This is a genomic window from Ensifer sp. ENS06 (genome assembly GCF_014852205.1).
Classification (GTDB): Bacteria; Pseudomonadota; Alphaproteobacteria; order Rhizobiales; family Rhizobiaceae; genus Ensifer; species Ensifer adhaerens.
Genome location: NZ_JACVBC010000001.1, coordinates 802126 through 823339 on the forward strand (window position 1 = coordinate 802126; position 21214 = coordinate 823339).

Genomic DNA, 21214 nt, shown 5'->3' on the forward strand with positions numbered 1-21214 from the left:
CGATGGCGCCGATAAAGCTTTGGGTAGGGTTATCCGCTGCTTTAGGAATCTGGTTTGCAAATGGTAAAGGCAGGAAAATGAGCAGGATGGAGCAAAGAGGGCGATGACGGCCAAGGGTATTGTGATCGGTGAGGACGGATTTTTGCGTTGCGCCTGGCAGGGCAATCTCGACGATTATCGTCGCTACCATGACGAGGAATGGGGGCGCCCGGTCACCGACGACCGCCGGCTTTTCGAGAAGATCTGCCTGGAAGGTTTCCAGTCCGGCCTGTCCTGGCTGACGATCCTGCGCAAGCGCGAGGCGTTTCGCGCCGCCTTTGCCGGTTTCGATTTCGACGCGGTCGCAAAGTTCGGCGACGCGGAAATCGAGCGTTGCCTTGCCGATACAGGCATCGTGCGTCATCGCGGCAAGATCGTCTCGACGATCAACAACGCGCGCCGCGCCCAGGAACTGAGGCAAGAGTTCGGTTCGCTGGCGGCCTATTTCTGGTCCTATGAGCCGCAGGCAGCCGAGCGTCCGCAGGTGGTGACCTATGAAGCGATCGTCGCCAATCCGACGACCCCGACCTCGACCCGCATTTCCAAGGATTTGAAGAAGCGCGGCTGGACCTTCGTCGGCCCGACGACGATCTACGCCTTCATGCAGGCCATGGGCCTCGTCAACGATCACATCGAAGGCTGCCACTGCCGCACGGTCGTCGAGGAGTTGCGTGGCAAGCTTGCAAGGCCCCAGGCCCGCGTCGCCTGATGAGTGCGCCCGTCGTCTGCCTGACGACGGGTGTTTGCCGGTGGCGTTGAGACTGCGGGTTCAGCCGCCGTTCTTGGCGAGCCACGCCTTCATCGTCCTGATCTCGCCTTCCTGCGCCTTGATGACCTCTTCGGCCAGCTTGCGCAGCGTTTCGTCCTTACCGTATTCGAGCTCCACCGTCGCCATGTCGATCGCGCCCTGATGGTGGGCGATCATGCCGCGCACGAAGTTGATGTCCGCATTGCCGGTGTAGGTGATGTCCATGTCCTTGTGCATGCGGGCATTGGCTTCGGCGAAGGCTTTGCTCGAAGGCGAATTGTCGCCCTTCGGCATCGCGGTTTCGGTCGCTCCATGGTGCATGCTGCCGTGTCCGGACTCCTCTGCCAACGCAGGAAAGCCGAGGCAGGCGGAAAGCGCGAGGGCGGCGATCAGCGGTTTCAGCGACATGGTGTTTCCTTCCTTATCTGATGTCTCGTGCCAAGATGCCGGCCGTGGCCGGCATCTTGGCACTCCATCAATCTAGGGAAGGGCTGGCTGCGGATTCAACCCGTCCGTTCAGGCGTCAAGCGCCGGACGCTCGCGCGGAAAGGCGAAAATGCCCTGCAGCATGTTTTCGCCGGTGGACGCGTCGAGCGACGACCGGCCGACGCAGAAAAGCTGTGCCGCCTTCAAACTTGGCAAGCGCACGAGCGCCGTGAAGCAGAACGAAGACGGCGACGCGGTTGCCTGCTCGAGGATGTTGAGCACTGTCACGCGATCCCGGCTGTCATAGGCACGCACCAGATCGACGATGCCGCAGGAGCGGTTGGAAGCGCCAAGCAGGGCGGCGGTTCGCTCGCCCAGATGAAAGACGCCGCTGGCCAGATCGCAGCGCCATGTCTCCACGAAATAGTCGCTTTCATCGAGGTGGTCCATCCAGGCCGAATGCGCCCCGAGGTGCCCGGGTTGGATGGCTCCCGAGCCAGGTGTCATGAACCTCAACATGATGCCCTTCTTCTCGCCGCGCGGACGTGATGTCTCGTTACCGGAGACCGCCACTGCCGCAAGGCGCTTCGATGCGTTGTTTGCCATTGAAGTGTTTTCCCGATGCAGTCATTGCATCGAAAACTCGTTTGTAGGTACTCGGCCCTTGGCCGCGAAGATAGACGATCATCGGTGCATCCGGAACTTCGTCGATCCGTCAGGCGATAAACTTTTAGTGATTGCATATCGTCTAATGCGCCTTGTGGTTGAGGTCAAGTCCTCCCCGACGCGTCGCGATGGTGCGTGTCGATCCCGATGACGCGAAGCTCACCCGTGCCAGGCTTTGACGCAAAGCGCCGGCGCATGGCCCGGGCGAACGCTTTGCGCGGTGCAAACCCTTGCCGCCCCCCACTTGATCCGATAGGGAAAGCAGCCAACAAGAGACAGTCCGGAATGCTCCCATGACCGAGAAACAGAAGAAACCGCAGAAGCTCAAGGCGCGTCTTCCGCGCGGCTTCGTCGATCGCTCCGCTGCCGATATCCGCGCGACGGACGAAATGATCGGCAAGATCCGGGCGGTCTACGAGCATTATGGTTTCGACCCGGTCGAAACACCGCTGTTCGAATACACCGATGCGCTCGGTAAGTTCCTGCCCGACAGCGACCGGCCGAACGAAGGCGTCTTCTCGCTGACCGATGACGACGATCAGTGGATGTCGCTGCGCTACGACCTGACGGCGCCGCTCGCCCGTCACGTCGCCGAGAACTTCAACGAGATCCAGCTGCCGTTCCGCACCTATCGCGCCGGCTACGTCTTCCGCAACGAGAAGCCTGGCCCGGGCCGCTTCCGCCAGTTCATGCAGTTCGATGCCGACACGGTCGGTGCCGCCGGCGTCCAGGCGGACGCCGAAATGTGCATGATGATGGCCGACACCATGGAAGCCCTTGGCATTGCGCGCGGCGACTACGTGATCCGCGTCAACAACCGCAAGGTGCTCGACGGCGTCATGGAGGCGATCGGTCTTGGCGGCGACGACAAGGTCAATGCCCGCCTGACGGTGCTGCGCGCCATCGACAAGCTCGACAAGTTCGGCCCCCAAGGCGTCAGGCTCCTGCTCGGCGAAGGCCGCAAGGACGAAAGCGGCGACTTCACCAAGGGTGCGGGCCTCAATGGCGAGCAGATCGACAAGGTCCTGTTCTTCGTCGGCATCCAGAATTATGCCGAAAGTGCCGACGAACTGGCAGCGCTCGTTTCAGGCACCGCCAAGGGCGGCGAAGGTGTCGAGGAACTCAACACCATCCGCAGCCTGGTCCTGAGCGCCGGCTACGAGGCTGACCGCATCAAGATCGACCCCTCGGTCGTGCGTGGTCTCGAATATTATACCGGCCCCGTCTTCGAGGCCGAGCTGCAGTTTGCCGTCACCAACGAGAAGGGCGAAAAGGTCGTCTTCGGTTCGGTCGGCGGTGGTGGTCGCTACGACGGTCTCGTGTCACGTTTCATGGGTCAGCCGGTCCCGGCGACCGGTTTCTCGATCGGCGTTTCCCGCCTTATGACGGCGCTGAAGAACCTCGGCAAGCTCGGTGCATCTGACGTGCTCGCGCCTGTTGTCGTCTGCGTCATGGACCGCGACATCGAGGCGATGGGCCATTACCAGCGTTTCGTCCAGCAGCTCCGCCATGCCGGGATCCGCGCCGAAATGTACCAGGGCAACAAGAAGAACTTTGGCGATCAGCTGAAATATGCCGACCGTCGTGGCTCGCCGCTCGCCATCATCCAGGGTGGCGACGAGCGCGCCGCCGGTGTCGTGCAGATCAAGGATCTGATCGAGGGCAAGCGCCTGTCGGGTGAGATCGAGGACAATGCGGCCTGGCGCGAGGCGCGCGTGGCCCAGGTTTCCGTGCCGACGGCCGAACTGGTCGAAAAGGTGCGCGAGATGCTGGCGGCACAGGCCGAGGATCGGGCAAGGGGCTGACGACTATGGCCCTCATCAATCTGCCAGCCTTTGCCGATGCGCTGCTTGCCGACTTCGAAAGCCTCGGCGCGCTGCGTGTCGACACTCCGGTGATCCAGCCGGCCGAGCCTTTCCTCGCCATGGCCGGCGAGGATCTGCGCCGCCGCATCTTCATGACCGAGAGCGAGACCGGCGAGAGCCTGTGCCTGCGGCCGGAATTCACCATTCCCGTCTGTCTCCGCCATATCGAGGCGGTGACCGGAACGCCGAAGCGCTATGCCTATCTCGGCGAGGTCTTCCGCCAGCGCCGCGAAGGCGGCAACGAATTCTACCAGGCCGGCATCGAGGATCTTGGCGACACCGATACGGCGGCAGCCGACGCGCGCGCCGTCTCTGACGCGATGCGCATCGTCGCCAACCGGGTGCCGGGCCGGTCTCTCAGCGTGACGCTTGGCGACCAGGCCGTGTTTGAAGCCGTCGTCGGCGCCTGTGGCCTGCCGGCCGGCTGGCAGAAGCGGCTGATCCACGCCTTCGGCGACCAGAAGCACCTGCAGAAGCTTCTGACCGAGCTCGCCCATCCGCGCACGGTCGGCGTCTTCGGTCCTGAAGTCGTGCGGCTGTCGATGGACGGCCTGCTCGAAGACGAGGACCGTCTCGTCGCGCATGTCGCGGTAACGATGGAAGCGACCGGCTATTCGACCAACGCTAGCCGTTCGCCGCAGGATATTGCGCGCCGGCTGAAGGAGAAGATGGAACTGGCGAACACGCGGCTCGACCGCAGAACGCTGGATCAGGTCGCCGCGTTCCTGGCGCTCGACGTGCCGCTTGCCGATGCGCCGGCCGCACTCTTCGCTTTCGCGCAGAAATCCAGCCTCAAAATCGATGACGCGCTCGCCCGTTTCGATGCCCGCGTTGCCGCCCTTGGCAAGACCGGTTCCGACATCGGCGCCATTCGTTATCGAGCGGCCTTTGGTCGTCCTCTCGACTATTATACCGGCCTGGTTTTCGAGGTTGAGCTTGCCGGAACGCATGCCGTCCTTGCCGGCGGCGGCCGCTTCGATCGGCTGCTGACTCTGCTCGGCGCCCGCGAGCATATCCCGGCCGTCGGCTTCTCGCTCTGGCTCGACCGCATCGAAAAGGCGATTGCCTCTGAAGGAGGCGTCCAATGACCATCACTATCGCCTTGCCGTCCAAGGGGCGGATGAAGGATGACGCTTCGGCGATCTTCGAACGCGCCGGCCTGAAGATCGTTGCCGTCGGCAACGACCGCTCCTATCGCGGCCGCGTCGAAGGTGCTGATGATGTGGAGATTGCGTTCCTTTCGGCGTCGGAAATCTCGCGAGAGCTCGGCAACGGCTCAATCGATTTCGGCGTAACCGGCGAAGACCTGGTGCGCGAGGGGCTTGCCAACGCCGATGCGCGCGTCGAGTTCTGCGCCCGTCTCGGCTTCGGTCATGCCGACGTCGTCGTCGCGGTGCCTGAGGTCTGGTACGACGTCGACACCATGGCCGACCTTGGCGACGTTGCCGCCGATTTCCGTGCCCGCCATGGTCGCCGTCTGGCGATCGCCACCAAGTACTGGCGGCTGACGCAGAACCATTTCTCGGGCAGCCACGGCATCCAGCTTTACCGCATCGTCGAAAGCCTCGGGGCGACCGAAGGCGCGCCGGCCTCTGGTTCCGCCGACATCATCGTCGACATCACCTCGACCGGTTCGACGTTGAAGGCAAACCACCTGAAGATACTCACCGATGGCGTGATCCTGCGTTCCGAAGCTTGCCTGGTCCGGGCGCGCAAGGCGGCTCACGACGGCGATCCTGTGGTGGCACGGATTATCGCGGCCGTTCGTAGCGTCCTTTGACGCTGCGAACGGGGCAGGCGCGGTCTTGACGATCCCGCCGGTTACAAAAATAAAGTAGGGCCCTCAAAAGGCGCGCCCTCCGCTCCTATGTAAGTCTGCGTGCGGCGTTTCTGCCGCTTCCCGCTGTTCCGTTCCAGGAGACCTTCATGGCCGATCTGTCCGCCTTTCCGATCACCAAGCGCTGGCCGGCGAAAAACCCTGATATCATCCAGCTCTATTCGCTGCCGACGCCGAACGGCGTGAAGGTTTCGATCGCGCTCGAAGAGCTGGGCCTGCCCTACGAACCGCACCGCATCGCCTTCGATACCAATGACCAGAAGTCGCCGGAGTTCGTCTCGCTCAACCCCAACGGCCGCATCCCGGCGATCATCGATCCCAACGGCCCGGATGGAAAGCCAATCGGGCTGTTCGAGTCCGGCGCGATCCTCATCTATCTCGCTGAAAAGACCGGCAAGCTGCTGCCTGCCGACGCGGCCGGCCGCTACGAAACGATCGCCTGGGTTATGTTCCAGATGGGCGGCGTCGGTCCGATGTTCGGCCAGTTCGGTCACTTCTTCAAGTTCGCCGCCGACAAGGTCGCCAACAATTCCTACCCCGTCGAGCGCTACCGTGACGAAGCCAAGCGGCTGCTCGGCGTGCTCGAAACCCGCCTTGAAGGGCGGCAATGGTTGATGGGCGACGATTACACGATCGCCGACATCGCCACCTATCCCTGGGTCGAAGGCGCGCGCAGATTCTATGGCGGTGCCGAGGTTCTGGATTACAAGAGCTTCCCCAAGGTGATGGCCTGGGTCGAGCGCGGCCTGTCGCGCCCGGCGGCTCAAAAGGGCATGGACGTGCCGCGCAAGGAATAGCAAAAGACGTGGCCTGTGCCAGAGTTGACGAAGCTCGGGCGGAAGGCTAGGCCTTGTTGTACAGATGAATAAAGGCAGGTGGGAAGCGTGTCCGGAAGGCTTGTTGTTGTCGGTGGCGGTCAGGCCGCCTTTGCTCTGGTTGCGAAGCTCCGTGCGCTCAAGGACGAGCGGCCGATCACCATCGTCGCCTCCGAAGCAAGCCTGCCCTATCAGCGCCCGCCGCTCTCCAAAAAGTATCTCCTGCGCGAGATGAGCCTCGACCGCCTGCTCTACCGGCCGGAAGCCTGGTACGGCGAGCACGCTGTCGACGTGCGCCTCGAAACGACCGTGATCGGGCTCGACCGGGCCGGCAAACACGTGACGCTCAGCGATGGCACATCGCTCGACTATGAAGTGCTGGCCTTTGCGACCGGCGCCACGCCGCGCCGGCTGCCGGCCTCGGTCGGCGGCGATCTCGAGGGTGTCTTCGTCGTTCGCGACTTCAGGGATGCCGATCGCCTTGCCGAGGAGATGAAGCCCGGCCGTCGCGCGCTCGTCATCGGTGGTGGTTACATCGGTCTTGAAGCGGCAGCCGTCGCGCGCACCTGCGGCCTGGACGTCACGGTCATCGAAATGGCCGACCGCATCCTGCAACGTGTTGCCTCCTCGGCGACGTCGGGCCTTGTACGGGAAATTCACCGTGGCCGCGGCGTCGATATCCGCGAAGGCACTGGCCTCAATCGTCTCGTCGGAGACGACGGCCGTGTCACGGCGGCAGAGCTTTCCGACGGCTCGACCCTGCCGGTCGATGTCGTCATCGTCGGCATCGGCGTGACCGCCAATGATCGCCTGGCCCACGACGCCGGGCTCGAAACCGCAAACGGCATCGTCGTCGACGCGCATGGCCGCACCTCCGATCCGGCGATCTTCGCGATGGGTGATTGCGCCGTTCTTCCCTTCGAGGATCTGCGCATCCGGCTGGAGTCGGTGCAGAATGCCGTCGATCAGGCCGAAGCGGTCGCGGCGATCCTTGCCGGCAGTGATGCCCCTTACGATCCCAAGCCCTGGTTCTGGTCGGACCAGTACGACGTCAAGCTGCAGATCGCCGGCTTCGGGCTCGGCCACGACGAAACCATCGTCAGGCCCGGCCAGCGCGAAGGCAGCGTGTCGGTCTGGTATTACCGGCAGGGGCGCCTGGTGGCCGTCGATGCGATCAACGACGCCAAGGCCTATGTGACCGGCAAGAAGCTGCTGGAGAGCGGCATCAATCCTGACCGAGCCGTCATCGCCGATCCCCAATCCGACCTCAAGGCGCTGCTGTCGCAAGCATAGGCGGCGAACCACGCCAGGCGGCGCTTTTTGGCAGGCTGCAACTTGAAGGCGGCGTGGTTTCAAAATTCGTTAACGACGAAACTATTGTCTTGCTGGGCAATTGCCCGGCAGAGCCTCGATTTATCACTTCCTTAAATCACCTGACGCCAACACAGGCAGCTTAAGTGGAGGCGAGAGGTCTCGTTTCCCGACAGAATTTGATTTAGGCGATTGGCGATGTTCAAGGTTCTTACATGCCTGGTGGTAGAGCATAATCCCAGACTGGTCGTTTTGGCCGCACTTGTGTGCTTTCTCGCGAGTTACGGAGCAGTAACGCTGCTGCAGCGCGCCCGCGGCTCCTCGGGCAAGGCGAAAGCGATCTGGGCGACGGCCGCCGGCATCGCCAGCGGCTTCGGCATCTGGGCGACCCACTTCATCGCCATGCTCGCCTATGATCCCGGCGTCGTCCTCGGTTACCAGATGGATCTCACCGGCCTGTCGCTGGCCGTTGCCATCATCCTCACCACGACGGCCCTATTGATCGCGACCCATGTTCAGGACCGCCTCGGCTGGATTGCTGGCGGCTTCGTTCTCGGCGGCGGCGTCGCCTGCATGCATTTTCTTGGCATGGCGGCGCTCGACGTGCCGGGCAGCATCCGCTGGAATGCGGCACTGGTCGTCGCCTCCGTGGTCGTCGGCTCGCTTTTTGACATCGCCGCCCTGCGCACGATCGCCAGTGTCAGCAAGCCGCTGAAGGCGAAGATCCTTGCCACCCTGCTGATGACGCTCGGGATCGTCGCGTTGCATTTCACCGCCATGGGTGCGGTCACGATCGAGGCCGATCTGTTGACGCCGACCGATGCGGGCATGATCCAGCCGCATCTGCTTGCCTTCGTCATCGCCGGCACCGCCTTCTTCCTGCTGTCGATGGTGCTGATCGCCGCCGGCTTCGCCCATCATGCCGAGCTTTCCGCCGCTGCTGCCGAACGGGAATTCGCCCGCTTCGTGCGCAGCGTGAAGGACTACGCGATCTATATGCTCGACACCGACGGCCGCGTCGCCAGCTGGAACGCCGGCGCCGAGGCCAACAAGGGCTATAAAAGCGAGGAAATCGTCGGCAAGAATTTCGCCTGCTTCTACTCGCAGGAGGATCAGCGCGACGGCGTACCGCAGCGGGCGCTCGAGGTCGCACTGGCCGATGGTAAGTACGAGAACGAAGGCTGGCGCTATCGCAAGGACGGATCCCGGTTCTGGGCTCACGTGGTGCTCGACCCCTTCATGGACGACGACGGCAAGCACGCCGGCTTCATCAAGATCGTCAAGGACATCACCAAGGCGAAGCTTGACGCCGACCGTATCGCCGAAGTCAGCAACAATCTCGATGTCGCGCTCGAAAACATGTCGCAGGGCATCTGCCTGTTCGACAGCAGCGACCGGCTGTTGCTCTCCAACCGTCGCTGCCGAGAGATCTTCGGCTTCTCCGAGACACTCGCCGGCAAGGGGCTGACCTTCCGCGAGATCCTCGACATCGTCTTTGCCCGCATCTACACAGATCCCGAGATGGCCCGGACCAAGGCCGAGGAGCTCTATCAGAAGCACCGGATCGAAATGGTCGGCAATGGCGGCGGCGATATCGTCGAAAAGCTCGTCAACGGCCGCTCGATCCTGACCAAGCATCGCACGCTGCCCGATGGCGGCTGGGTTAGCACCTATGAGGACATCACCGAGCGGCTCGACACCGAGGAGCAGATTACCTTCCTTGCCCGCCACGACAGCCTCACGGGGCTGCCGAACCGGCTGCAGTTCAGCAGCTATCTCGAAGAGGAGCTGGACGCGGCCGCCTGGTTCAACCGCAAGGTCGCCGTCATCGGCATCGACCTCAACAAGTTCAAGGAAGTCAACGATCTGCACGGTCACGCCGCCGGAGACTTCGTGCTGGTGACGATCGCCCAGCGCATGAAGGGCCTTCTGCAGGAAGGCGAGTTCGTGGCACGCTTCGGCGGCGACGAGTTCGCGGCGGTCAAGCGCTTCGAGGAACTCTCCGAGCTTAACGACTTCCTGCGCCGGATCGAAAAGAGCCTGCATGAGGAAATGCGCTTTGGCGATTTCGAGCTCAAGTCCGGCGGCAGCATGGGTGTCGCGATCTATCCGCAGGATGCCGAGACGGCCGACACGCTGATCAACAATGCAGACCTTGCGATGTACCGGGCGAAGGCCGCCCTCAACCAGACCGTCTGCTTCTACGAGGTGTCGATGGATGAAGCTGCCCGCCAGCGGCGCGCGCTTGCCAACGATCTCTGGGACGCGGTCGAGAAGAAGCAGCTTGCCTTGCACTACCAGGTGCAGAAGTCTGTGATGAGCGGCGCCGTCATCGGCTACGAGGTGCTCCTGCGCTGGAGCCATCCGGAACGCGGCATGGTGCCACCGAGCGAGTTCATCCCGCTTGCCGAGGAATGCGGCGCGATCCTGCCGATCGGCGAATGGGTGCTGCGCGAGGCCTGCCGCGAGGCGGCGGGCTGGGAGAGCAGCCACAAGATTGCCGTCAACCTTTCGCCGGTCCAGCTTGCCAACGGCGACATCGTCAGTCTGGTTCAGGACGTGCTTGCCGACACGGGTCTCGACCCGAACCGGCTGGAGCTCGAAATCACGGAATCGACGATCATCGACGACAAGGAGCGGGCGCTGCTGACGCTGCGCCAGATCAAGGAACTGGGCGTCACCATCGCGATCGACGACTTCGGGACCGGCTATTCGTCGCTCGAGACGCTGCGGTCCTTCCCCTTCGACAAGATCAAGCTCGACCGGAGCTTCATGTGGGAAGTGGAAGGCAGCCCGCAGGCCAAGGCGATCGTGCGCGCCATTCTTGCGCTCGGCCAGAGCCTGTCCGTCCCTGTCCTTGCCGAAGGCGTCGAAACGCAGAAGCAGCTCGATATCCTGCAAGCCGAGGGCTGCGACGAGGCGCAGGGCTATCTGCTCGGTCGCCCGGCGCCGATCACGGTGCTCTTCACGGGCAAGGACGACGCGGCGGCAGCCTGAGCCGTACGTCCGCATCTCTGCCGCACACCTTCACCGCAATCGCCCATGGGGCGGTTGCGGCGGCCATATGTGATCGAGGGTTCTCTACACTCGGGCCCGTGCGCGGGCAGGGGCGGGCTTACTGGCGCAGCAGTGCGCGACCCGCGACTTCCACGAGAAAGCGTGGAAAGAAAAAGATGCCGGTGATCATGCCGGAATAGCGCTGTTCGAGGCCGGAGGATTCTCCGATGCAGAATAGCGGCTGCTTCTGGCCGGACTCCTCGAGCGCGATCGTCGTCGAAAAGCAGAAAGACGAGCAGCTCGTTGCCGCCTGTTCGAACAGTTCGAGCACGTGATTGCGATCGGCCGGATCGTAGCAGCGAACGAAGTTCAGAAGGCCGCACTCGCCGTCACGCAGGCCATGGATCGCGGCCGCCTTCTCGCCGAGCCGGAACAGGCCCGTCGACAGGTCGCCGGACCACCCCTCCGAGACGCAAAACTGCTCCATGAATTCATGATGCGGTAGGCCCGGATGCAGATGTCCCGAAGAGCCGAGGGGAGCGGAATTTGCTCTGGTGATCTTAAACACGGTCTACCCCAGCAGAGTTCCCGGAGCTGCCTTTGGCGCTCCAGGGAAACGCGTCCCAATGTGCAAACTGCGCCCGACATGACCAATACGAGAGTGCACGCCACGTGATGTGGGTGTTTTCTCAAGTAGAAAGGTCTATATATGGTAGTGGATCTCGCCGGCGAACTTATTTCGAAGGAGAGTGTCGGCTTAATTTGCGATTAAATACTTTTATTCTTTAGGTATAGTCTCGAAGATTTTCCGGATGGGCAGCGAATACGAAAAAGCCCCGGCGATTGCCTGTCTGCCTTAAGTGTGTCGCCCAGTCTCCCCTCAATCTTCGCTCACTTGGGGCGCTGTTATAGTTCGTTTTTTTTCGACTTCAACGGTTTTTTGAAGCCTGACTACAACCGATGGGTTTTTTCCTGCCGACTGTTCGGAAGATGCTTCACCGGCGATGAGTGGCATTGATAAAAAACAAGAAAGGCGACCCGAAGGCCGCCTTTCCGATCCGGATGGATCCTTGCAATAAGGCTTTCGCCATTATCACATCATGTCCATGCCGCCCGTTCAGTGCGCTTGACGCGCTGAACCACTTTAAGTGCATGGGCGAAGCTTTATGGACGATGCTGCGATAAGGCTGTCGCCATTATCACATCATGTCCATGCCGCCCATGCCGCCCATGCCGCCAGGCATGCCAGCCGGGGCGTCCTTCTTCGGCAGTTCGGCGATCATGGCTTCCGTCGTGACGAGGAGGCCGGCAACCGAAGCAGCGTCCTGAAGGGCGGTGCGAACGACCTTGACCGGGTCGATGATGCCCATCGAGATCATGTCGCCGTATTCGCCGGTCTGGGCGTTGTAGCCGAAGTTGTCCTGGTCCTTGTCGAGGATCTTGCCGACAACGATGGAGGCTTCGTCACCAGCGTTCTCAGCGATCTGGCGGGCCGGAGCCTGCAGAGCGCGACGAACGATGTTGATGCCGGCTTCCTGGTCGTCGTTTGCACCCTTGACGGTGATCTTGACGGAAGAACGCAGCAGGGCAACGCCGCCGCCCGGTACGATGCCTTCCTGAACAGCAGCGCGCGTCGCGTTGAGAGCGTCGTCGATGCGGTCCTTCTTTTCCTTCACTTCGACTTCCGTCGAGCCGCCAACGCGGATCACGGCAACGCCGCCAGCGAGCTTGGCAAGACGTTCCTGCAGCTTCTCGCGGTCGTAGTCGGAGGTGGTGTCTTCGATCTGGGCCTTGATCTGGGCAACGCGGCCTTCGATGTCGGCCTTCTGGCCGGCGCCGTCGACGATTGTCGTGTTTTCCTTGGAGATCGAAACCTTCTTCGCACGGCCGAGCATGTCGAGCGTGACGTTTTCGAGCTTGATGCCGAGGTCTTCGGAGATCACGGTGCCGCCCGTCAGGATGGCGATGTCTTCGAGCATGGCCTTGCGGCGATCGCCGAAGCCCGGAGCCTTGACGGCAGCGATCTTCAGGCCGCCACGCAGCTTGTTGACGACGAGCGTTGCAAGAGCTTCGCCTTCGACGTCTTCAGCGATGATGAGGAGCGGCTTGCCGGTCTGAACGACAGCTTCGAGAACCGGGAGCATGGCCTGGAGGTTCGAGAGCTTCTTCTCGTGAAGGAGAACGAAGACGTCGTCGAGGTCAGCGACCATCTTTTCCGGGTTGGTGACGAAGTAGGGCGACAGGTAGCCGCGGTCGAACTGCATGCCTTCGACGACTTCGAGTTCCGTTTCGGCGGTCTTGGCTTCTTCAACCGTGATGACGCCTTCGTTGCCGACCTTCTGCATCGCTTCAGCGATGTCGAGGCCGATCTGACGCTCGCCGTTGGCCGAGATCGTGCCGACCTGTGCAACTTCTTCCGAAGTGTTGATCTTCTTGGCCTTGGCCTGGAGATCCTTGACGACTTCGGTGACAGCGAGGTCGATACCACGCTTCAGGTCCATCGGGTTCATGCCGGCAGCAACAGCCTTTGCGCCTTCGCGAACGATCGCCTGGGCAAGAACGGTTGCAGTCGTGGTGCCGTCGCCGGCGATGTCGTTGGTCTTCGAAGCAACTTCGCGGACCATCTGGGCGCCCATGTTTTCGAACTTGTCTTCGAGTTCGATTTCCTTGGCGACCGATACGCCGTCCTTGGTGATGCGCGGAGCGCCGAAGGACTTGTCGATGATGACGTTACGACCCTTCGGGCCGAGCGTGACCTTTACGGCGTCAGCGAGGATGTCGACGCCACGCAGCATCTTTTCGCGCGCGGTGCGGCCGAACTTGATTTCTTTTGCAGCCATTAGAGAAAACTCCCGGGCTCATTGCCCATTGGTTGTCATAAAAAGGGGTGGACGCCGGCTGATCAGCCGATGATGCCCATGATGTCGGCTTCCTTCATGATCAGAAGGTCTTCGCCGTTGATCTTGACTTCGGTGCCCGACCACTTGCCGAACAGAACGCGGTCGCCAGCCTTGACGTCGAGGGCAACGACCTTGCCGCTTTCGTCACGGGCGCCCGAACCGACGGCGACGATTTCGCCTTCCTGCGGCTTTTCCTTGGCGGTGTCCGGAATGATGATGCCGCCCTTGGTCTTCTCTTCAGACTCAACGCGGCGAACGACGACGCGGTCGTGCAGCGGGCGGAAGTTGGTGCTTGCCATTAGTCTAATCCCTCGATCAAATGACATTACGGATCGCTGATCGACCCGATGGATGGGTGTTAGCACTCTCATTTATCGAGTGCTAGCGATGCCGAGATAAGCTTGGGTATGGGGTGAGTCAAGGATCGGCGCCTAGATTTTTTGCTGACGGCAGGTGCCCCGGACGGGCGCAGCAGGCGCGGGCACAGGCAGCCTAGCCCCATTCTTGGCGAAATGTGGGCGATCGCGTCGATGAGTGGCATGGGCGGGATTTTGACGGTTGATAACCACGACAATGTGCTTCTGCGCGGCGGGCCGCATCTGCAGTGCATTTTTCCTGGTTCTCGACACCGCCGGAATCCTTGGGAGGGTGCGCCTTTTTCGGGAGACGAGACTTGTAATCTCCTGCCTTCCTTGCCATGCAAGCCGGAAACCGTGTTTGCAGGAAGCCAGGATGGCCGCAAGGATCAACAGTTTTCGCGAAATCGCCAAGCGCTACGATGTCGTTTTATGTGACGTCTGGGGCGTGCTTCACAACGGCGTGCAGGCTTTCGCCTCCGCCTGTGAAGCATTGGCCGAGGCGCGCGCCGCCGGACTGACCGTCGTACTCATCACCAATTCGCCGCGCCCGAGCCCGATGGTGAAGGTGCAGATCCGCAGTCTCGGCGTGCCCGACGAAGCCTATGACCGGATCGTCACTTCGGGCGACGTGACCCGGGCGCTGATCGCTGCCGCCGACAAGAAGATCTTCTTCATCGGCGCCGAGCGCGACCTGCCCCTGCTCGAGGGTCTGGGGACGCAGATCGTTTCCTCGGAAGATGCCGAGACGGTCGTCTGCGCCGGCTTCTATGACGACGAGACTGAAACGCCTGAGCATTACCGCGCGACCCTGACGGGCCTTGCCAAGCGCAAGATCCCGTTCATCTGCGCCAACCCGGATCTCGTCGTCGAGCGTGGTCACCGGCTGATCCCCTGCGCCGGTGCGATTGCCAAGCTTTACGAAGAGCTGGGTGGCGAGGCGCGCATCGCCGGCAAACCCTATATCGCGATCTATCGCGCCGCCCTGGGCGAGGCGAAGTCCGCGCGCGGAGCGATTGACCTGACCCGTGTCATCGCCGTCGGCGACGGCATGCCGACGGACGTCAAGGGCGCGCAGGACGCGGGCCTGGATCTGCTCTATATCAGCGCCGGTATCCACGCCCAGGAATACATGAACGAAAGCCGGACCGACGAGGCGAAGCTTGCCGCCTTCCTCAAGAAGGAGGGCGCCTCGCCGAAATACTGGATGCCACGGCTCGCCTGACGGGAAGACGGAGATGACGGTTTTTCATCGCAACGAGACCCGTGATCCGCTTCCGGAGCACTTGCGCGGCGGTGTCGTCGCCATCGGCAATTTCGATGGCGTTCACCGCGGCCACCAGTCGGTCCTTAACCGGGCGCTGGAGGAGGCCAAGTCGCGCGGCGTGCCGGCGCTCGTGCTCACCTTCGAGCCGCATCCGCGAACCGTTTTTCGCCCGGACACTCCAGTCTTCCGGCTGACGCCGGCGCCGCTGAAGGCCCGCATCCTCGAAGGCATGGGCTTCGGCGCCGTCATCGAATATCCCTTCGACCGTACCTTCTCTCAGCTTTCCGCCTCGGATTTCATCCACCGCATCCTGCTCGAATGGCTGCATGCCTCGCACGTGGTGACCGGTTTCGACTTTCATTTCGGCAAGGGCCGCGAAGGCGGGCCCGCCTTTCTGATGGCGGCAGGCGGCGACAACGGGTTTGGTGTGACGCTGGTCGATGCCTTCCGTGATGAAAATGCATCCGTCATCTCGTCGAGCTATGTCCGAGCGCTGCTCGGCGAAGGCGATGTCGCCCAGGCCGCGGGCATGCTCGGCTACCGTTATCTCGTCGAAGCCGAGGTGATCGGCGGCAAGAAGCTCGGTCGCGAACTCGGCTTTCCCACCGCCAACATGCGGCTTGCACCCGAGGTGGAACTCCGACCCGGCATCTACGCAGTGCGCTTCCGTCGTCCCGACGGCTCGCTTTACGACGGGGTCGCCAGTTTCGGGCGCCGGCCGACGGTCGACAGCGACGGCGAACCGCTGCTCGAGACCTTCGTCTTCGATTTCTCCGGCGATCTCTATGGCGAAGTCTGCGCCGTGACTTTCTTCGGTCACCTGCGCGACGAATTGAAATTCGATGGCCTCGATCCGCTGGTGGCGCAGATCCGGCAGGACGAGGCCGAGGCCCGCGCGCTGCTTTCCGGCGTCACGCCACTCGGCGACATCGACCGCAAGCTCAACTTCGCCCGATAAAAGATTTCGGTCTTCGCGCGGCGGCGGACCTTTTCAAAAGGCCGAAAACGCCTTAAACAACCGGCCACCATGACCCGGCACCGTCGATTGATCATCGATCAGCGAATTATTGGCCCGGCCTTCCGCGTGCTGTGATCAGCCGGAAGGTCCGGGATTTCGGCGTTTCCGACGCCCCAGTCATCTCTCGATACCGAGCCCATTTCGTATGCGCGGCCGTTCGCGCGAAGAAGCGATTGCAAAAACCATGACCGACACCGCTGAAAAGATCGACTACTCCTCGACCCTCTATCTGCCGCAGACGGAATTTCCGATGCGCGCGGGCCTGCCGCAGAAGGAGCCGGAAACGGTGGCCCGCTGGCAGAAGATGGGCCTCTACAAGAAGCTGCGCGCATCGGCTGCCGGCCGCGACAAGTTCGTGCTGCACGACGGCCCGCCCTATGCCAACGGCAACATCCACATCGGCCACGCGCTGAACAAGATCCTCAAGGACGTCATCAACCGCTCGTTCCAGATGCGCGGTTTCGACGCCAACTACGTGCCCGGCTGGGACTGCCACGGTCTGCCGATCGAGTGGAAGATCGAGGAGAAGTACCGCGAGAAGGGCCAGAACAAGGACGAGGTTCCGGTTAACGAGTTCCGTCGGGAATGCCGCGATTTCGCCGCCGGCTGGATCCAGGTCCAGGCCGAGGAGTTCAAGCGTCTCGGCATCGAGGGCGACTTCGACAATCCCTACACGACGATGAACTTCCACGCCGAAGCGCGCATCGCCGGTGAGCTGATGAAGATCGCCAAGCTCGGCCAGCTCTATCGCGGCTCGAAGCCTGTCATGTGGTCGGTTGTCGAGCGTACGGCGCTTGCCGAAGCCGAAGTCGAATACGCCGATGTCGAAAGCGACATGATCTGGGTGAAGTTCCCGGTCACCGAAGGTCCCGACAGCCTTGCCGGCACCTTCGTTGTGATCTGGACGACCACGCCCTGGACCATCCCCGGCAACCGCGCCATCGCCTACTCGTCGCGTTATGCCTATGGCCTCTACGAAGTGGCGACCGCCGAGAACGATTTCGGCCCCCAGCCGGGCGAGAAGCTGATCTTTGCCAAGCGCCTGGCCGATGAGTCTGCCGCCAAGGCGAAGCTCACCTTCAACTTCGTTCGCGACCTCGAGGCCGATGAACTGTCGTCCGTGACCTGCGCCCATCCGCTGCACGGTCTGGGCGGCGGCTACGCCTTCAAGGTGCCGCTGCTCGACGGCGACCACGTGACCGACGATGCCGGCACCGGCTTCGTGCACACGGCCCCGAGCCACGGCCGCGAGGACTTTGATGCCTGGATGGACAATGCCCGCGCGCTCGAAGCCCGCGGCATCTCCTCGGCGATCCCGTTCACGGTCGACGACGCCGGCTACTTCACCGCTGACGCCCATGGCTTCGGCCCGGACGCCGAAGGTGGCGCGGGCCGCGTCATCGATGACAAGGGCAAGAAGGGCGACGCCAACGATCGCGTAATCAAGGCGCTGATCGCCCGTCACGCGCTCTTCGCTCGCGGCCGCCTCAAGCATTCCTATCCGCATTCCTGGCGCTCGAAGAAGCCGGTAATCTTCCGCAACACGCCGCAATGGTTCGTCTACATGGACAAGGCCTTCGGTGATGGCACGACCCTGCGTTCGCGCGCGCTGTCTGCCATCGACGACACCCGCTTCGTTCCGGGCGCCGGCCAGAACCGCCTGCGTGCGATGATCGAAGGCCGTCCGGACTGGGTGCTCTCGCGCCAGCGTGCCTGGGGCGTTCCGATCGCGATCTTTGCCGACGATCAGGGCGAGATCCTGATCGACGAGGCCGTCAACGCTCGCATCCTCGACGCTTTCGAACAGGAAGGTGCCGATGCCTGGTTCACCGAAGGCGCCAAGGATCGCTTCCTCGGCAACGACCACGATCATGCCAAGTGGCATCAGGTCATGGACATCCTCGACGTGTGGTTCGACAGCGGTTCGACCCATACCTTCACGCTCGAAGACCGTCCGGACCTGAAGTGGCCGGCCGACGTCTATCTCGAAGGTTCGGACCAGCATCGCGGCTGGTTCCATTCCTCGCTGCTCGAAGCCTGCGCCACGCGCGGCCGCGCACCCTACAACGCCGTTGTCACCCATGGTTTCACCATGGATGAGAAGGGCGAGAAGATGTCGAAGTCCAAGGGCAACACCGTCACCCCGCAAGAGGTGATGAAGGATGCCGGCGCCGACATCCTGCGCCTGTGGGTGATGACGACGGATTATTGGGAAGATCAGCGCCTCGGCAAGACGATCATCCAGACAAACATCGACGCCTATCGCAAGCTGCGCAACACGATCCGCTGGATGCTCGGCACGCTCGCCCACGACAAGGGCGAGGAAATTGCCTATGCCGAGATGCCGGAACTCGAAAAGCTGATGCTGCATCGCCTGGCCGAACTCGACCAGGTCGTGCGCGAAGGCTACGACGCCTTCGACTTCAAGAAGATCGCCCGTTCGCTGATCGATTTCTCGAACGTCGAACTCTCGGCCTTCTATTTCGACGTTCGCAAGGATGCGCTCTACTGCGACGCGCCGTCGAGCCTGCGCCGCCGTGCGGCACTCGCCGTCATCCGCAAGCTCTTCGATTGCCTCGTGCTGTGGCTGGCGCCGATGCTGCCGTTTACGACCGAAGAGGCCTGGCTGTCGCGCAAGCCCGATGCGGTCTCGGTGCACCTCGAACAGTTCCCGGCGATCCCGGCGGAATGGAAGAACGATGCGCTCGAAGCCAAGTGGGAGAAGATCCGTGCGGTCCGCACCGTCGTCACCGGCGCGCTCGAGATCGAACGCAAGGACAAGCGCATCGGCTCGTCGCTGGAAGCCGCACCGGTCGTCCACGTCGCCGATCCGGAGCTGTTGAAGGCGCTGGAAGGCCAGGACTTCGCGGAGATCTGCATCACCTCGGGGATCACTGTCGAGACCACCGAAGGTCCGGCCGACGCGTTCCGGTTGGCTGACGTGGCCAAGGTCAGCGTCGTGCCGAAGCTTGCCGAAGGCCAGAAATGCGCTCGCTCCTGGCGGATCACGACCGATGTCGGTTCTGACGCACTCTACCCGGACGTGTCCGCCCGGGATGCCGCTGCCTTGCGCGAGCTTGTTTTCAAGGCTTAACGCATTGTTACCGGATGAATTGCACTCCTTGCGTTCATCCGGTAAAACCTGCCCGAAATTTGGCGGATTTCTCCGCCATGGGCGCTTGAGTGGCCGCGCTGACTGGTGGCCGGCTGGAAGGAATCTCATGGAAATGACGCGAGAGTTGCGAGTGTTTGCCAGCGTGGCCGCCATTTTGACGAGCGGCCTGGTGCTTACGGGCTGCATCGGCGGCCCGACCTACGGCACGGACAAGACCGCCGGCGAACAGCTCATGGACGACCTCGGCAGCGTCGCCAGCTTCGGTCCGCCGAAGCGGGATCCGGTCAAGTACCAGCCGCGTCCTGGTCTCGTGCTGCCGCCGTCCACCCAGCAGGCGTCACTCGTCGAGCCGCAGAAGTCGCTCGCCAGCCGTGAGGGGAACCCGGAATGGGTCGAGTCTCCGGAAGAGGTGCGCAACCGCCTGCGTGAAGAGGCCGACGCCAACAAGAACAACCCGAACTACGTCTCCCCCCTTGCCAAGGCCAGCGCCAACGGCCGCCGCCTTTCGGCAAAGGAGCAGCAGGAGGCCTACCGCGAGGCCCGCAAGGTCGAGCAGGGCGCCTATTCCGACAAGCGCCGCTTCTTGAGCGATCCGCCGCTCGACTACCGCCGCCTGCCCGAGGGCACGGAGACCGACCTCGGCGAGCCGGAGAAGGACAAGGAGCGCCGCCGCAAGAAGGAAGCGCAGGTCAAGAATTCCGGCACCAAGTGGTATTGGCCCTTCTAAGACCAGTTCGCCGTTTCATTTGAAACGGCGAATGCCTCACCCTTTTGCATCCATGCAGCTCCGGACGAAAGCACTTCGCGCGTTTTCTGGAATTGCCTAAGCAGCGCCAGAGCCATGACCATCAGCATTCGCGACGCCCGCCCGGAAGATGCAGAGACGATCCTGCGCTTCATCACGGAACTTGCCATCTACGAAAAAGAGCCCGACGCCGTCGAGGCGACGGTCGGGATGCTCCAGGATTCGCTTTTCGGCCCGGGCGCCATCACCCGCGCCGTGATCTGCGAGAAGGACGGCAAGCCGGCCGGCTTTGCCATGTGGTTCTACAACTATTCCACCTGTCAGGCGCGCAAGGGGCTTTATCTCGAGGATCTATACGTCACGCCGGATTGCCGCGGTTCGGGCGCCGGCAAGATGCTACTGAAGCACCTGGCAAGGATTGCCGTCGAGGAAGGCTGCGGCCGCTTCGAGTGGAGCGTTCTCGACTGGAACGAGCCGGCGATCCGCGTCTACGAATCGGTCGGCGCAGAGCCGATGTCCGAGTGGACGCGCTACCGCCTTTCGGGTGTCGCGCTCGAGAGCTTCGCTGCCGACTGAAGACGTTAAGGGGTCTCACCGCTTGCCGGCAAAGAAATCCCTGAGGATATCGGCGGCTTCCCGCTCGGCGAGGCCCGAATAGACATCGGGCGCATGGTGACAGGTGGGCGAGCCGAAGAAGCGCACACCGCTGTCGACCGCGCCGCCCTTCGGGTCGTCTGCGCCGTAATAGAGGCGACGGATGCGGGCGAATGAAATCGCCGCCGCGCACATGGTGCAGGGTTCGAGCGTGACGTAGAGATCGGCGCCGATCAGCCTTTCGTCCTCGAGGACGGCGGCAGCCTCGCGGATGGCGACGATCTCCGCATGGGCGGTCACGTCGTTGAGCTCGCGGGTGCGATTGCCGGCGCGCGAGATGATGCGGCCGTCGAAAACCACCACGGCGCCGATCGGCACTTCGCCGCGTTCGGCAGCCTTGCGGGCCTCTTCAAGGGCCGCATCCATGAAGCGTGTCGTCTCAGCCATCGCTCAAACAATAATTTCTCTTAACCCACGGGCCGCGACCTGATAGGACAGCCGCAAAAGGCAGGCAA

18 protein-coding genes are annotated in these 21214 nt (G+C 62.5%); 12 read left to right on the forward strand and 6 right to left on the reverse strand.

The window, feature by feature from the left end:
* Positions 1-103: 103 nt before the first annotated feature.
* Entirely contained in the window at positions 104-748 is a 645-nt protein-coding gene (locus IB279_RS04000) for a DNA-3-methyladenine glycosylase I (protein WP_060602071.1), read from the forward strand.
* Between the two features lie 60 nt (positions 749-808).
* Here the strand turns inward: IB279_RS04000 and IB279_RS04005 are convergent, their stop codons facing one another.
* Together IB279_RS04005 and IB279_RS04010 are read right to left on the reverse strand one after the other, a co-directional pair.
* A complete protein-coding gene (locus IB279_RS04005) occupies positions 809-1195 on the reverse strand; it encodes a DUF305 domain-containing protein (RefSeq protein ID WP_113188767.1) in 387 nt (128 codons plus the stop codon).
* 108 nt (positions 1196-1303) lie between these two features.
* A complete protein-coding gene (locus IB279_RS04010; protein WP_034801425.1) occupies positions 1304-1732 on the reverse strand; it encodes a hypothetical protein in 429 nt (142 codons plus the stop codon).
* 440 nt (positions 1733-2172) lie between these two features.
* On the opposite strand from IB279_RS04010, the gene hisS reads away from it, so the two are divergent.
* The 6 genes from hisS to IB279_RS04040 all read left to right on the forward strand — a co-directional run bounded on the left by hisS (position 2173) and on the right by IB279_RS04040 (position 10704).
* Complete coding sequence (hisS, locus tag IB279_RS04015; protein ID WP_113188766.1) at positions 2173-3684, forward strand: histidine--tRNA ligase; 1512 nt, start codon at positions 2173-2175, stop codon at positions 3682-3684.
* A 5-nt stretch (positions 3685-3689) separates the two neighbouring features.
* On the forward strand, positions 3690-4832 hold the full coding sequence (locus tag IB279_RS04020; protein WP_113188765.1) for an ATP phosphoribosyltransferase regulatory subunit: 1143 nt from the start codon (positions 3690-3692) through the stop codon (positions 4830-4832).
* Positions 4829-5524 (forward strand): ATP phosphoribosyltransferase, encoded by a 696-nt coding sequence (gene hisG / locus IB279_RS04025; protein WP_043618363.1) that lies wholly within the window; start codon positions 4829-4831, stop codon positions 5522-5524. Before IB279_RS04020 ends, hisG begins: the two co-directional genes overlap by 4 nt.
* A 146-nt stretch (positions 5525-5670) precedes the next feature.
* Positions 5671-6378 (forward strand): glutathione binding-like protein, encoded by a 708-nt coding sequence (locus IB279_RS04030; RefSeq protein WP_060584061.1) that lies wholly within the window; start codon positions 5671-5673, stop codon positions 6376-6378.
* Between the two features lie 87 nt (positions 6379-6465).
* A complete protein-coding gene (locus IB279_RS04035) occupies positions 6466-7689 on the forward strand; it encodes an FAD-dependent oxidoreductase (protein WP_113188764.1) in 1224 nt (407 codons plus the stop codon).
* A gap of 216 nt (positions 7690-7905) precedes the next feature.
* Entirely contained in the window at positions 7906-10704 is a 2799-nt protein-coding gene (locus IB279_RS04040) for an EAL domain-containing protein (protein WP_113188763.1), read from the forward strand.
* A gap of 118 nt (positions 10705-10822) precedes the next feature.
* Here the strand turns inward: IB279_RS04040 and IB279_RS04045 are convergent, their stop codons facing one another.
* From IB279_RS04045 to groES, 3 genes are all read right to left on the reverse strand, one after another.
* Entirely contained in the window at positions 10823-11272 is a 450-nt protein-coding gene (locus IB279_RS04045) for a hypothetical protein (protein ID WP_034800963.1), read from the reverse strand.
* A 631-nt stretch (positions 11273-11903) separates the two neighbouring features.
* On the reverse strand, positions 11904-13544 hold the full coding sequence (groL, locus tag IB279_RS04050; RefSeq protein WP_034800965.1) for a chaperonin GroEL: 1641 nt from the start codon (positions 13542-13544) through the stop codon (positions 11904-11906).
* 62 nt (positions 13545-13606) lie between these two features.
* Positions 13607-13903, reverse strand: a complete 297-nt coding sequence (gene groES, locus IB279_RS04055; RefSeq protein ID WP_004675403.1) for a co-chaperone GroES — start codon at positions 13901-13903, stop codon at positions 13607-13609.
* 433 nt (positions 13904-14336) lie between these two features.
* Here groES and IB279_RS04060 point away from each other — a divergent pair, with 433 nt between their 5' ends.
* The 5 genes from IB279_RS04060 (at position 14337) to IB279_RS04080 (ending at position 20681) form a co-directional block, all read left to right on the forward strand.
* On the forward strand, positions 14337-15185 hold the full coding sequence (locus IB279_RS04060; RefSeq protein WP_112975951.1) for a TIGR01459 family HAD-type hydrolase: 849 nt from the start codon (positions 14337-14339) through the stop codon (positions 15183-15185).
* Positions 15186-15198: 13 nt separating this feature from the next.
* Positions 15199-16185: a bifunctional riboflavin kinase/FAD synthetase gene (locus tag IB279_RS04065; RefSeq protein WP_034800973.1), complete on the forward strand. Its 987-nt coding sequence runs from the start codon at positions 15199-15201 to the stop codon at positions 16183-16185.
* 244 nt (positions 16186-16429) lie between these two features.
* Complete coding sequence (gene ileS, locus IB279_RS04070; RefSeq protein WP_113188771.1) at positions 16430-19339, forward strand: isoleucine--tRNA ligase; 2910 nt, start codon at positions 16430-16432, stop codon at positions 19337-19339.
* Positions 19340-19466: 127 nt separating this feature from the next.
* Entirely contained in the window at positions 19467-20087 is a 621-nt protein-coding gene (locus IB279_RS04075) for a hypothetical protein (protein ID WP_034800975.1), read from the forward strand.
* Positions 20088-20201: 114 nt separating this feature from the next.
* On the forward strand, positions 20202-20681 hold the full coding sequence (locus IB279_RS04080; RefSeq protein ID WP_192339095.1) for a GNAT family N-acetyltransferase: 480 nt from the start codon (positions 20202-20204) through the stop codon (positions 20679-20681).
* 15 nt (positions 20682-20696) lie between these two features.
* Here the strand turns inward: IB279_RS04080 and IB279_RS04085 are convergent, their stop codons facing one another.
* Entirely contained in the window at positions 20697-21146 is a 450-nt protein-coding gene (locus IB279_RS04085; RefSeq protein ID WP_113188761.1) for a nucleoside deaminase, read from the reverse strand.
* Positions 21147-21214: the final 68 nt, after the last annotated feature.